The following is a 14,308-nucleotide window of genomic DNA, read 5'->3' as shown; positions in this document are numbered from 1 at the left end:
CATCCAGCAGTTCGCCGTTGGCTTGGGCAGGATTGAGCTCGATGCTGAAGGTGCCATCGGCATTGGCGATGGCGCTGCCGATCAGGGTGCCATTGGCGTCATGCACCTCCACGCGAGTACCGGCAGGCGCGGAACCGGTGAGGGTGGTGCCGTCGGCATCGACGGCCAGGTTGCTCGGGCTGACCGGTGCAGTGGTCAGTGGTACGTCGTACTCCACTGCCACGGAAGCGTTGCCGCTTGGGTCGGTCTGCACCAGGCTCAGCTGTTCGCCCGGCTGTGCAGCTGGACTGAGGTCGATCAGGAAGGTGCCGTTGGCAGCGACAACGCCGTTGCCGATCACGGTGCCGTTGGCATCGCGCACTTCGACAGTGGCACCGGCTTCACCGCGACCACTCAGGGCCAGACCGCCGTTGCCAACCACGATGTTGCTGACCGCATCGGGCGGGGTGATGTCCGGGGCGGTGAATTCCAGTGGTATCGAACTGTTGCCGGCCGCGTCCACCAGGCGTACGTCCAGTGCTTCGCCGTTGGCCTGCGCAGGGTTCAGGGTCAGGCTGAACAGGCCATCGGCGCCGACTACACCCGTGCCGATGATGTTGCCAGCGGCATCACGCACCTGCACGGTGGTGCCGGCTTCGCCACGGCCGCTCAGTTGGCTGCCGGCCAGGCCGATTACCAGGTCAGTCGGGGCTTCAGGCGGCGTGGTGTCGACGCCGTCGATGTCCGGCGCGGTGACCGAACTGGCTACGGACGTATTACCAGCGGCATCGGTGGCGGTAGCTTGGAGTACTTCACCGTCTACCTGTGGCGGAGCAAGGTTGATGCTGAACACGCCGGTCGGGCCGACCACGGCAGTGCCCAGTTCGCTGCCGTCGGCGGCAACGATGCGCACGGTGCTGCCGGGCTCGGCACGGCCGGTGATGACGCTACCATCCGCGCTGACAGCCAGGTCAGTCGGAGCGGCGGGCGCGGTGATGTCCGGTGCGGTGACCTGCGTCGGCAGCGAAGAAACGCCGCTGTCATCGATGGCAACGACATCCAGCAGTTCGCCGTTGGCTTGGGCCGGGTTCAGCTCGATGCTGAAGGTGCCATCGGCATTGGCGATGGCGCTGCCGATCAGGGTGCCGTTGGCATCGTGTACCTCTACGCGGGTACCCGCAGGGGCGGAACCGGTGAGGGTGGTGCCGTCGGCATCGACGGCCAGGTTGCTCGGGCTTACTGGTGCAGTGGTCAGCGGTACGTCGTACTCGACTGCCACGGAAGCGTTGCCGCTCGGGTCAGTCTGCACCAGGCTCAGCTGTTCGCCCGGCTGCGCCGCCGGGTCGAGGTTGATCAGGAAGGTGCCGTTGTCGGCGACCACACCGGTGCCGATCACGGTGCCGGTGGCATCGCGCACTTCGACCGTTGCACCCGGCTCGCCACGGCCACTCAGGGCCAGGCCATCAGCGCCGACCACGATATTGCTTACTGCGCCAGGTGGCGTGATATCCGGTGCATCGAATTGCAGCGGCGCTGAACTGTTGCCAGCGCCATCTAGCAGGCGCACATCCAGGGCTTCGCCGTTGGCCTGCGCAGGGTTCACGGTCAAGCTGAACAGGCCATCGGCGCCAACGATACCACTGCCGATAATGGTGCCGGCGGCATCACGCACCTGGACGGTAGCACCCGGTTCGCCGCGACCGGTGAAGGTGACGCCGTCAGCCAGGGCCAGCTCGGTGGGCTGGGCAGGGGCCTGCAGGTCCGGCGAGGTAACCGAACCGGGTGGCGAGACGTTGCCAGCGGCATCGGTCAGGGTCACTTGCAGGGCACTGCCGTCGGTAACGGCAGGGGTCAGGGTAACTGCGAAGCTGCCATCGGCGCCGACGGTGCCGGTGGCCAGCACGGTACCTGCCGCATCGCGTACCTGCACGGTGGTGCCAGGCTCGCCGCGCCCGCTCAGCTGGCTACCGGCCAGGCCGATTACCAAGTCCGTCGGGGCTGCCGGTGGCGTGGTATCGACACCGTCGATGTCCGGCGCGGTAACCGCGCTGGTGGGCGATGTGTTGCCGGCGGCATCTGTTGCCGTGGCTTGCAGCACTTCACCATCGACTTGTGGCGCGGTGAGGTTGATGCTGAACACGCCGGTCGGGCCGACCACGGCCGTACCCAGTTCGCTGCCGTCGGCAGCAACGATACGCACGGTGCTGCCCGGTTCGGCACGGCCAGTGAGCACGGCGCCGTCAGCGCTAACAGCCAGTTCGGTCGGGGCGGCGGGTGCGGTGATGTCCGGCGCGGTGACCTGCGCCGGCAACGAAGAAACGCCACTGTCATCGATGGCAACGACATCCAGCAGTTCGCCGTTGGCTTGGGCCGGGTTGAGCTCGATGCTGAAGGTGCCGTCGGCATTGGCGATGGCGCTGCCGATCAGGGTGCCATTGGCGTCATGCACCTCCACGCGAGTACCGGCAGGCGCGGAACCGGTGAGGGTGGTGCCGTCGGCATCGACGGCCAGGTTGCTCGGGCTGACCGGTGCAGTGGTCAGTGGTACATCGTATTCAAGGGCAACGGAAGTGTTGCCGCTTGGGTCAGTCTGCACCAGGCTCAGCTGTTCGCCCGGTTGCGCCGCCGGGTCGAGGTTGATCAGGAAGGTGCCGTTGTCGGCGACCACACCGGTGCCGATCACGGTGCCGGTGGCATCGCGCACTTCGACCGTTGCACCCGGCTCGCCACGGCCACTCAGGGCCAGGCCATCAGCGCCGACCACGATATTGCTTACTGCGCCAGGTGGTGTGATATCCGGTGCATCGAATTGCAGCGGCGCCGAACTGTTGCCGGCGGCATCTACCAGGCGCACATCCAGGGCTTCGCCGTTGGCTTGAGCGGGTGCAAGGGTAACGTTGAACAGGCCGTCGGTGCCAACGATGCCAGTGCCAATAAGGGTGCCGGCGGCATCACGCACTTGCACGGTGGCACCCGGTTCGCCGCGACCGGTGAAGGTCACGCCGTCGGCCAAGGCCAGGTCAGTCGGCTGTGCCGGAGGCAGCAGGTCGGCTGAGGTCACCGAGCCCGGCTGCGACACATTGCCAGCAGCATCGGTCAGGGTGACTTGCAAGGTGCTGCCGTCGTTCACGGCAGGGTTCAAGGACACCACAAAGGTGCCATCGGCACCGACGGTGCCGGTGGCCAGTACAGTGCCTGCCGCATTGCGTACCTGTACGGTAGTGCCGGCTTCGCCACGGCCGCTCAGTTGGCTGCCGGCCAGGCCGATTACCAGGTCGATAGGCGCGTCGGGCGGTGTGGTATCGCCACCGTCGATGTCCGGTGCAGTGACCGAGCTGGCAACGGACGTATTGCCAGCGGCATCGGTTGCAGTGGCTTGGAGGACTTCGCCGTCTATTTGCGGCGGCGCGAGGTCTATGCTGAACACGCCGGTCGGACCGACCACGGCCGTGCCCAGTTCGCTGCCGTCGGCGGCAACGATGCGCACGGTGCTGCCGGGCTCGGCACGGCCGGTGATGACGCTACCATCCGCGCTGACAGCCAGGTCAGTCGGAGCGGCGGGCGCGGTGATGTCCGGTGCGGTGACCTGCGTCGGCAGCGAAGAAACGCCGCTGTCATCGATGGCGACCACATCCAGCAGTTCGCCGTTGGCTTGGGCAGGATTGAGCTCGATGCTGAAGGTGCCGTCGGCATTGGCGATGGCGCTGCCGATCAGGGTGCCGTTGATGTCGTGTACTTCAACGCGGCTACCCGCAGGGGCGGAACCGGTGAGGGTGGTGCCGTCGGCATCGATGGCCAGGTTGCTCGGACTGTCTGGCGCGGTGGTCAGCGGTACGTCGTACTCGACTGCCACGGAAGCGTTGCCACTTGGGTCGGTCTGCACCAGGCTGAGCTGTTCGCCCGGCTGCACCGCCGGGTCGAGGTCGATCAGGAAGGTGCCGTTGGCACCGACTACGCCAGTGCCGATCACGGCGCCGTTGGCATCGCGTACCTCTACGGTGGCGCCCGGTTCGCCACGGCCGCTCAGGGCCAGGCCATCAGCGCCGACCACGATATTGCTTACTGCGCCAGGTGGCGTGATATCCGGTGCATCGAACTGCAGCGGCGCCGAGGTGTTGCCGGCGGCATCCACCAGGCGTACGTCCAGTGCTTCGCCGTTGGCCTGCGCAGGGTTCAGGGTCAAGCTGAACAGGCCATCGGCACCGACGATGCCGGTGCCGATGAGGGTGCCGGCCGCATCACGCACTTGCACGGTGGCACCGGGCTCGCCGCGACCGGTGAAGGTGACGCCGTCAGCCAGGGCCAGCTCGGTGGGCTGGGCAGGGGCCTGCAGGTCCGGCGAGGTAACCGAACCGGGTGGCGAGACGTTGCCAGCGGCATCGGTCAGGGTCACTTGCAGGGCACTGCCGTCGGTAATGGCAGGGGTCAGGGTAACTGCAAAGCTGCCATCGGCGCCGACAGTGCCGGTGGCCAGCACAGTACCTGCCGCATCGCGAACCTGCACAGTGGTGCCAGGCTCGCCGCGCCCGCTCAGCTGGCTACCGGCCAGGCCGACTACCAGGTCAGTCGGGGCTGCCGGTGGCGTGGTATCGACACCGTCGATGTCCGGCGCGGTAACCGCGCTGGTGGGCGATGTGTTGCCGGCGGCATCTGTTGCCGTGGCTTGCAGCACTTCACCATCGACTTGTGGCGGGTTGAGATTGATGCTGAACACGCCGGTCGGGCCGACCACGGCAGTGCCCAGTTCGCTGCCGTCGGCGGCAACGATGCGCACGGTGCTGCCCGGTTCGGCACGGCCAGTGAGCACGGCGCCGTCAGCGCTGACAGCCAGTTCGGTCGGGGCGGCGGGTGCGGTGATGTCCGGCGCGGTGACCTGCGCCGGCAGCGAAGAAACGCCGCTGTCATCGATGGCGACCACGTCCAGCAGTTCGCCGTTGGCTTGAGCGGGGTTGAGCTCGATGCTGAAGGTGCCGTCGGCATTGGCGATGGCGCTGCCAATCAGGGTGCCATTGGCATCGTGTACCTCTACGCGGGTACCCGCAGGGGCGGAACCGGTGAGGGTGGTGCCGTCGGCATCGACGGCCAGGTTGCTCGGGCTTACTGGTGCAGTGGTCAGCGGTACATCGTATTCAAGGGCAACGGAGGCGTTGCCGCTTGGGTCGGTCTGCACCAGGCTCAGCTGTTCGCCCGGTTGCGCCGCCGGGTCGAGGTTGATCAGGAAGGTGCCGTTGTCGGCGACCACACCGGTGCCGATCACGGTGCCGGTGGCATCGCGCACTTCGACCGTTGCACCCGGCTCGCCACGGCCACTCAGGGCCAGGCCATCAGCGCCGACCACGATATTGCTTACTGCGCCAGGTGGTGTGATATCCGGTGCATCGAATTGCAGCGGCGCCGAACTGTTGCCGGCGGCATCTACCAGGCGCACATCCAGGGCTTCGCCGTTGGCTTGAGCGGGTGCAAGGGTAACGTTGAACAGGCCGTCGGTGCCAACGATGCCAGTGCCAATAAGGGTGCCGGCGGCATCACGCACTTGCACGGTGGCACCCGGTTCGCCGCGACCGGTGAAGGTCACGCCGTCGGCCAAGGCCAGGTCAGTCGGCTGAGCAGGCGGCAGCAGGTCGGCAGAGGTCACCGAGCCCGGCTGGGAAACATTACCGGCGGCATCGGTCAGGGTGACTTGCAAGGTGCTGCCGTCGTTCACGGCAGGGCTCAGGGACACCACAAAGGTGCCATCGTCACCGACGGTGCCGGTGGCCACTACAGTGCCTGCCGCATCGCGTACCTGTACGGTAGTGCCGGCTTCGCCGCGGCCGCTCAGTTGGCTGCCGGCCAGGCCGACTACCAGGTCAGTCGGGGCTGCCGGTGGCGTGGTATCGACACCGTCGATATCCGGTGCAGTAACCGCGCTGGTGGGCGATGTGTTGCCGGCGGCATCTGTTGCCGTGGCTTGCAGCACTTCACCATCGACTTGTGGCGGGTTGAGATTGATGCTGAACACGCCGGTCGGGCCGACCACGGCAGTGCCCAGTTCGCTGCCGTCGGCAGCCAGGATACGCACGGTGCTGCCTGGTTCGGCACGACCGGTGATGACGCCACCATCCGCGCTGACAGCCAGGTCAGTCGGGGCGGCAGGTGCGGTGATATCCGGTGCGGTGACCTGCGCCGGCAGCGAAGAAACGCCGCTGTCATCGATGGCGACCACATCCAGCAGTTCGCCGTTGGCTTGGGCCGGGTTCAGCTCGATGCTGAAGGTGCCGTCGGCATTGGCGATGGCGCTGCCGATCAGGGTGCCATTGGCGTCATGCACCTCTACGCGGGTACCCGCAGGGGCGGAACCGGTGAGGGTGGTGCCGTCGGCATCGACAGCCAGGTTGCTCGGGCTGACCGGTGCAGTGGTCAGTGGTACATCGTATTCAAGGGCAACGGAAGTGTTGCCGCTTGGGTCAGTCTGCACCAGGCTCAGCTGTTCGCCCGGCTGCGCCGCCGGGTCGAGGTTGATCAGGAAGGTGCCGTTGTCGGCGACCACACCGGTGCCGATCACGGTGCCGGTGGCATCGCGCACTTCGACCGTTGCACCCGGCTCGCCACGGCCACTCAGGGCCAGGCCATCAGCGCCGACCACGATATTGCTTACTGCGCCAGGCGGGGTGATGTCCGGTGCATCGAATTGCAGCGGCGCCGAGCTGTTGCCGGCGGCATCCACCACGCGCACATCCAAGGCTTCGCCATTGGCCTGCGCAGGGTTCAGGGTCAAGCTGAACAGGCCATCGGCGCCAACAGTGCCAGTGCCGATGAGAGTGCCTGCGGCATCACGCACCTGGACGGTAGCACCCGGTTCGCCGCGACCGGTGAAGGTCACGCCGTCAGCCAGGGCCAGCTCGGTGGGCTGGGCAGGGGCCTGCAGGTCCGGCGAGGTGACCGAACCGGGTGGCGAGACGTTGCCAGCGGCATCGGTCAGGGTCACTTGCAGCGCGCTGCCGTCGGTAACGGCAGGGGCCAGGGTAACTGCGAAGCTGCCATCGGCGCCAACAGTGCCGGTGGCCAGCACAGTACCTGCCGCATCGCGTACCTGCACGGTGGTGCCAGGCTCGCCGCGCCCGCTCAGCTGGCTACCGGCTAGGCCGATTACCAGGTCCGTCGGGGCTGCCGGTGGCGTGGTATCGACACCGTCGATGTCCGGCGCGGTAACCTCGCTGGTGGGTGATGTGTTGCCGGCGGCATCGGTCGCGGTGGCCTGCAGGACTTCACCGTCTACCTGTGGCGGCGCAAGGCTGATGCTAAATACACCGGTCGGGCCGACCACGGCAGTGCCCAGTTCGCTGCCGTCGGCAGCAACGATACGCACGGTGCTGCCCGGTTCGGCACGGCCAGTGAGCACGCTACCATCCGCGCTGACAGCCAGGTCAGTCGGGGCGGCAGGCGCGGTGATGTCTGGCGCGGTGACCTGCGCCGGCAGCGAAGAAACGCCGCTGTCATCGATGGCGACCACATCCAGCAGTTCGCCGTTGGCTTGAGCGGGGTTGAGCTCGATGCTGAAGGTGCCATCGGCATTGGCGATGGCGCTGCCGATCAGGGTGCCGTTGGCGTCATGCACCTCCACGCGAGTACCGGCAGGCGCGGAACCGCTGAGGGTGGTGCCGTCGGCATCGATGGCCAGGTTGCTCGGGCTGTCTGGCGCGGTGGTCAGCGGTACGTCGTACTCGACTGCCACGGAAGCGTTGCCGCTCGGGTCGGTCTGCACCAGGCTCAGCTGTTCGCCCGGCTGCACCGCCGGGTCGAGGTCGATCAGGAAGGTGCCGTTGGCAGCGACAACGCCAGTGCCGATCACGGTGCCGTTGGCATCGCGCACTTCGACAGTGGCACCGGCTTCACCGCGACCACTCAGGGCCAGGCCATCAGCGCCGACCACGATATTGCTTACTGCGCCAGGTGGTGTGATATCTGGGGCATCGAACTGAAGCGGTGCAGAGGTGTTGCCGGCCGTGTCCACCAGACGTACGTCCAGTGCTTCGCCGTTGGCCTGGGCGGGTGCAAGGGTAACGTTGAACAGGCCGTCGGTGCCAACGATGCCAGTGCCGATAAGGGTGCCGGCGGCATCACGCACTTGCACGGTGGCACCCGGTTCGCCGCGACCGGTGAAGGTCACGCCGTCGGCCAAGGCCAGGTCAGTCGGTTGAGCAGGCGGCAGCAGGTCGGTAGAGGTGACCGAGCCCGGCTGCGACACATTGCCAGCAGCATCGGTCAGGGTGACTTGCAGGGTACTGCCGTCGTTCACGGCAGGAGTCAGGGCAATGACGAAGGTGCCATCGGCGCCAACGGTACCGGTCGCGAGGATGTTGCCTGCTGCGTCACGCACCTGCACGGTGGTGCCGGCTTCGCCACGGCCGCTCAGTTGGCTGCCGGCCAGGCCGATGATCAGGTCGATAGGCGCGTCGGGCGGTGTGGTATCGCCACCGTCGATGTCCGGCGCAGTGACCGAGCTGGCCACGGACGTATTGCCAGCAGCATCGGTAGCGGTAGCTTGGAGTACTTCGCCGTCTATTTGCGGCGGCGCGAGGTTGATGCTGAACACGCCGGTCGGGCCGACCACGGCCGTACCCAGTTCGCTGCCGTCGGCGGCAACGATACGCACGGTGCTGCCCGGTTCGGCACGGCCAGTGAGCACGGTGCCATCCGCGCTGACAGCCAGTTCGGTCGGGGCGGCAGGTGCGGTGATATCCGGTGCGGTGACCTGCGCCGGCAGCGAAGAAACGCCGCTGTCATCGATGGCGACCACATCCAGCAGTTCGCCGTTGGCTTGAGCGGGGTTGAGCTCGATGCTGAAGGTGCCATCGGCATTGGCGATGGCGCTGCCGATCAGGGTGCCGTTGGCGTCATGCACCTCCACGCGAGTACCGGCAGGCGCGGAACCGCTGAGGGTGGTGCCGTCGGCATCGATGGCCAGGTTGCTCGGGCTGTCTGGCGCGGTGGTCAGCGGTACGTCGTACTCGACTGCCACGGAAGCGTTGCCGCTCGGATCGGTCTGCACCAGGCTCAGCTGTTCGCCCGGCTGCACCGCCGGGTCGAGGTCGATCAGGAAGGTGCCGTTGTCACCGACAACGCCAGTGCCGATCACGGTGCCGTTGGCATCGCGCACTTCGACCGTGGCACCCGGCTCGCCACGGCCACTCAGGGCCGTGCCACCCGCGCCGACCACGATATTGCTCACAGCCTCAGGCGGAGTGATGTCCGGTGCATCGAACTGCAGCGGGGCAGAACTGTTGCCGGCGCCATCCACCAGGCGCACATCCAGGGCTTCGCCATTGGCCTGCGCAGGGTTCAGGGTCAAGCTGAACAGGCCATCGGCGCCAACAGTGCCAGTGCCGATGAGAGTGCCTGCGGCATCACGCACCTGGACGGTAGCACCCGGTTCGCCGCGCCCGGTGAAGGTCACGCCGTCAGCCAGGGCCAGCTCGGTGGGCTGGGCAGGGGCCTGCAGGTCCGGCGAGGTGACCGAACCGGGTGGCGAGACGTTGCCAGCGGCATCGGTCAGGGTCACCTGCAGGGCGCTGCCGTCGGTAACGGCAGGGGCCAAGGTAACTGCGAAGCTGCCATCGGCGTCAACAGTGCCGGTGGCCAGCACAGTACCTGCCGCATCGCGTACCTGCACGGTGGTGCCGGCTTCGCCACGACCGCTCAGTTGGCTGCCGGCCAGGCCGATTACCAGGTCAGTCGGGGCTTCAGGCGGTGTGGTATCGCCACCGTCGATGTCCGGCGCAGTGACCGAGGTGGCCACGGACGTATTGCCAGCGGCATCGGTTGCAGTGGCTTGGAGGACTTCGCCGTCCAGCTGCGGTGGGTTGAGGTTGATGCTGAACACGCCGGTCGGACCGACCACGGCCGTGCCCAGTTCGCTGCCGTCGGCAGCAACGATGCGCACGGTGCTGCCCGGTTCGGCACGGCCAGTGAGCACGGTGCCATCCGCGCTGACAGCCAGTTCGGTCGGGGCGGCAGGCGCGGTGATGTCTGGCGCGGTGACCTGCGCCGGCAGCGAAGAAACGCCGCTTTCATCGATGGCAACGACATCCAGCAGTTCGCCGTTGGCTTGGGCCGGGTTGAGCTCGATGCTGAAGGTGCCGTCGGCATTGGCGATGGCGCTGCCGATCAGCGTGCCGTTGGCATCATGCACCTCTACGCGGCTGCCAGCGGGCGCGGTACCGGTCAGGGTGGTGCCGTCAGCGTCGATGGCCAGGTTGCTCGGGCTGTCTGGCGCGGTGGTCAGCGGTACGTCGTACTCGACTGCCACGGAAGCGTTGCCGCTCGGGTCGGTCTGCACCAGGCTCAACTGTTCGCCCGGCTGCACCGCCGGGTCGAGGTCGATCAGGAAGGTGCCGTTGTCACCGACAACGCCAGTGCCGATCACGGTGCCGTTGGCATCGCGCACTTCGACCGTGGCACCCGGCTCGCCACGGCCACTCAGGGCCAGGCCATCAGCGCCGACCACGATATTGCTTACTGCATCCGGTGGCGTGATATCCGGGGCATCGAACTGCAGCGGCGCCGAACTGTTGCCGGCGGCATCCACCACGCGCACATCCAGGGCTTCGCCATTGGCCTGCGCAGGGTTCAGGGTCAAGCTGAACAGGCCGTCGGCGCCAACAGTGCCAGTGCCGATGAGAGTGCCTGCGGCATCACGCACTTGCACGGTGGCACCCGGTTCACCGCGACCGGTGAAGGTCACGCCGTCGGCCAAGGCCAGGTCAGTCGGTTGAGCAGGCGGCAGCAGGTCGGTAGAGGTGACCGAGCCCGGCTGCGACACATTGCCAGCAGCATCGGTCAGGGTGACTTGCAGGGTACTGCCGTCGTTCACGGCAGGAGTCAGGTCAATGACGAAGGTGCCATCGGCGCCAACGGTACCGGTCGCGAGCACGTTGCCTGCTGCGTCACGCACTTGCACGGTGGTGCCGGCTTCGCCACGACCGCTCAGTTGGCTGCCGGCCAGGCCGACTACCAGGTCAGTCGGGGCTGCCGGTGGCGTGGTATCGACACCGTCGATGTCCGGTGCAGTAACCGCGCTGGTGGGCGATGTGTTGCCGGCGGCATCTGTTGCCGTCGCTTGCAGCACTTCACCATCGACTTGTGGCGGCGCGAGATTGATGCTGAACACGCCGGTCGGACCGACCACGGCCGTGCCCAGTTCGCTGCCGTCGGCAGCAACGATGCGCACGGTGCTGCCTGGTTCGGCACGACCGGTGATGACGCTACCATCCGCGCTGACAGCCAGGTCAGTCGGGGCGGCAGGCGCGGTGATGTCTGGCGCGGTGACCTGCGCCGGCAGCGAAGAAACGCCGCTTTCATCGATGGCAACGACATCCAGCAGTTCGCCGTTGGCTTGAGCGGGGTTGAGCTCGATGCTGAAGGTGCCATCGGCATTGGCGATGGCGCTGCCGATCAGCGTGCCGTTGGCATCATGCACCTCTACGCGGCTGCCAGCGGGCGCGGTACCGGTCAGGGTGGTGCCGTCAGCGTCGATGGCCAGGTTGCTCGGGCTGTCTGGCGCGGTGGTCAGCGGTACGTCGTACTCGACTGCCACGGAAGCGTTGCCGCTCGGGTCGGTCTGCACCAGGCTCAACTGTTCGCCCGGCTGCACCGCCGGGTCGAGGTCGATCAGGAAGGTGCCGTTGTCACCGACAACGCCAGTGCCGATCACGGTGCCGTTGGCATCGCGCACTTCGACCGTGGCACCCGGCTCGCCACGGCCACTCAGGGCCGTGCCACCCGCGCCGACCACGATATTGCTCACAGCCTCAGGCGGAGTGATGTCCGGTGCATCGAACTGCAGCGGGGCAGAACTGTTGCCGGCGGCATCCACCACGCGCACATCCAAGGCTTCGCCATTGGCCTGCGCAGGGTTCAGGGTCAAGCTGAACAGGCCATCGGCGCCAACAGTGCCAGTGCCGATGAGAGTGCCTGCGGCATCACGCACCTGGACGGTAGCGCCTGGTTCGCCGCGACCGGTGAAGGTCACGCCATCGGCCAAGGCCAGGTCAGTCGGTTGAGCAGGCGGCAGCAGGTCGGTAGAGGTGACCGAGCCCGGCTGCGATATGTTGCCAGCGGCGTCGGTGAGCGTGACTTGCAAGGTACTGCCGTCGTTCACGGCAGGAGTCAGGGCAATGACGAAGGTGCCATCGGCGCCAACGGTACCGGTCGCGAGCACGTTGCCTGCTGCGTCACGCACCTGCACGGTGGTGCCGGCTTCGCCACGACCGCTCAGTTGGCTGCCGGCCAGGCCGACTACCAGGTCAGTCGGGGCTGCCGGTGGCGTGGTATCGACACCGTCGATGTCCGGTGCAGTAACCGCGCTGGTGGGCGATGTGTTGCCGGCGGCATCTGTTGCCGTCGCTTGCAGCACTTCACCATCGACTTGTGGCGGCGCGAGATTGATGCTGAACACGCCGGTCGGACCGACCACGGCCGTGCCCAGTTCGCTGCCGTCGGCAGCAACGATGCGCACGGTGCTGCCTGGTTCGGCACGACCGGTGATGACGCTACCATCCGCGCTGACAGCCAGGTCAGTCGGGGCGGCAGGCGCGGTGATGTCTGGCGCGGTGACCTGCGCCGGCAGCGAAGAAACGCCGCTGTCATCGATGGCGACCACGTCCAGCAGTTCGCCGTTGGCTTGGGCCGGGTTGAGCTCGATGCTGAAGGTGCCATCGGCATTGGCGATGGCGCTGCCGATCAGGGTGCCGTTGGCGTCATGCACCTCCACGCGAGTACCGGCAGGCGCGGAACCGCTGAGGGTGGTGCCGTCGGCATCGATGGCCAGGTTGCTCGGGCTGTCTGGCGCGGTGGTCAGCGGTACGTCGTACTCGACTGCCACGGAAGCGTTGCCGCTCGGATCGGTCTGCACCAGGCTCAGCTGTTCGCCCGGCTGCACCGCCGGGTCGAGGTCGATCAGGAAGGTACCGTTGGCACTCACCACGCCAGAGCCGATGACGTTACCGTTGGCATCGCGCACTTCGACGGTGGCGCCAGCTTCGCCACGACCGCTCAGGGCCGTGCCTCCCGGGCCGACCAGAATGTCGGTGACGGCCTCGGGCGGGGTGATGTCCGGGGCGGTGAATTCCAGTGGTATCGAGCTGTTGCCCGCGGCATCGACCTGGCGAATGTCCAGGGCTTCGCCGTTGGCCTGGGCAGGCGAGAGGGTGAGGTTGAAGGTACCGTCAGCGTTGACCAGGCCGCTGCCGATGAGGTTGCCGGCAGCATCGCGCACCTGCACGGTGGCCCCGGGTTCGCCGCGGCCGGTGAGGGTAACACCGTTGGCCAGGGCCAGGTCGGTCGGCTGGTCAGGGGCGGTAGTGTCAGGGGTGTCGACGTCCGGTGCCGTGATGCTGGCAGCTGGCGACGTATTGCCGGCCGCGTCTGCGGCGCTGACGTCCAGCGCCTGGCCATCGGTCTGTGGCGGTTGCAGGGTGATGCTGAACTGGCCGTCCGCACCGGCTACGGCAGTGCCCAGCAATACACCACCAGCGCCCCTCACGGAAACCGTCGAGCCGGGTTCGGCACGACCGCTAAGAGTGGTGCCCTGTTCATTGATGGCGAGGTCGGTCGGTGCCAGTGGCGCGGTTGCGTCCGGGGCGGTGACGGTGCCTGGGGCCGAGGCATTACCGGCGCCATCGGTCAGGGTCACTTCAAGGTTTTCGCTATTGACCTGCGGCGGGTTCAACGTCACGTTGAAGCTGCCATCGGCACCCACGGTGCCGCTGCCGATCAGGTTGCCGGCGGCGTCGCGGATGTTCACCGTGGTGCCCGCTTCGCCGCGGCCGGTCAGGCGCAGGCCATCCGGCGAAACCAGCAGGTCGATGGGGGTGGCCGGTGCGGTGGTGTCGGGGTCGGAACCGCCGCTGCTGCCACCGCCGCCGTTGTTTGCCGCTGCTGCTGCACCGCCCACGCCGAGCAGGCTAAGCCCGGCAATCGCCCAGGTTGGCATGGCACTGCCGGCGGTGCCGATACCCGCGACCAGTTCGTCCAGCGAGGCCACGTCTTCGAAGGTGAAGCCGGTGAACGCTGCCGCATCGTACTGGGCGTGCCACAGGGTGCCGTCTTCGCCGACGAAGACGATGTCGCTGCCAACCCCCGCCTGGTCCACGGCGAAGAAGTTGCCGATAGTGACCTTTTCACCCGACTTCAGGGTGACGATCAGGTCCTGCCCGCGCTGGGTAACAGTGGCCACCTTGTCGGGAGACACCGGCATCTGCACGACGCCTGGCCCTTTGAGATTGATATTGCCCCAGGCGCTCTGAGTGGCGACTTCGGATTGCTTATCGGCGACGACGATGTTGTCCAT

General features: G+C 67.1%; 1 protein-coding gene (cut by a window edge). It reads right to left on the bottom strand.

All coding sequences use genetic code 11. From position 1 onward, the window contains the following. Positions 1–14,308, bottom strand: the beginning of a protein-coding gene (locus tag N805_RS30035) for a BapA/Bap/LapF family large adhesin (protein WP_033742736.1). 14,666 nt of this gene lie to the left of the window's left edge; the window shows 14,308 of its 28,974 coding nt (coding positions 1–14,308); the start codon lies at positions 14,306–14,308; the stop codon falls past the left edge of the window.

This window comes from Pseudomonas putida S13.1.2, from assembly GCF_000498395.2.
In the GTDB taxonomy this organism is placed as follows: domain Bacteria; phylum Pseudomonadota; class Gammaproteobacteria; order Pseudomonadales; family Pseudomonadaceae; genus Aquipseudomonas; species Aquipseudomonas putida_Q.
This window is presented reverse-complemented; position numbering and strand designations above follow the sequence as displayed.